This is a genomic window from Bartonella sp. AC329YNZD (assembly GCF_042196685.1).
GTDB lineage: Bacteria > Pseudomonadota > Alphaproteobacteria > Rhizobiales > Rhizobiaceae > Bartonella.
On sequence record NZ_JBHIQS010000088.1, the window covers coordinates 1 to 1,011 of the forward strand.

Annotated in this window: 1 protein-coding gene; it reads left to right on the top strand. The window is 34.9% G+C overall.

All coding sequences use genetic code 11. The features are described from left to right. A partial coding sequence (locus ACFIMW_RS09365) for a DUF6990 domain-containing protein (RefSeq protein WP_375608904.1) occupies nucleotides 1-462 on the top strand: 462 nt, incomplete at its 5' end. Nucleotides 463-1,011: the final 549 nt, after the last annotated feature.

Below are 1,011 nucleotides of genomic sequence, written 5' to 3' on the forward strand. Positions count from 1 at the left end.
GAAATCTTTGAACCAGAAGTCACTGCGGATCGCTTAAAGCAAGCACTTGATGATGCGCTAGAATGGTCAGTCAAAGACATTGACCTTTCTAAAAGACTTCGCTCTGATTATGGCACTGCTCCTTGGCAACGGGATGCAACGTCTAAAGCAGATGATACGGATTATGCTTTGCTTCATCTTGGCGCTCTTGCCTTATTGGGCAATATTGAGACCTTACAATCTTATCAGCAAAGCTTTACGGCAGGTGATCACCTAGGCTTTGACGAGAGCATCAACAAAACCCACCTTGAACGTGCATTAGCTTTAGCCAAAGAAGTAGCAAAGGTGAAGCAAGTGAGCTACGCTTTGATTGAACGGGTGGCAGAAAAGTTTGATGATCAACAAGAGGTTATCAGCAAGGAGCAATCCCGCTCGTGGAAAGAGAAAATAGTCAATTTTATCGGAAAAAAAGACAAGAAATAGCACCTAAAAAATATCAAAAAGATTTCAAAAAATTTAGAAAATAAGGCGCGGTCCAAAGCCTTGATCATAGTTGAGAAACTCAACAGTGGTATGGCTCTGATCATGGTTTTGGTGCAAGATTTTAAGGAAACAACCTATAAAAAAAGATCTATAAAATTATTCCATAGATGATCAAAATCTCTTTTAATGGATTATTGTCTATTTTATCGGTTATGTCTGTTTATTTAACAGACGAATCTTATGATTTTAGTGAATGATTAAAATGTGCTTTATGAAAAGCATATGATCCTTTAAAGCCTTTCAAAAGATAGTTTGTAACTCATAAGAAATGCTATCAAGATCCTTATGGTTGTTAGTTTTGAAGATTTTGAGTATTTTGAGGGTTCCTTTTACGCCCCTTTATATATTATTTTTCAATCAAAAAATAAAAGTTATTATATTTCAATATGTTAATGCTTTAAATAAACAACCTATATTACACACAACACGTAAATACAATCTGTAATATATATAAAAAGGGGTTTTGAAGGTATTTTGAGGGTTTGAGAA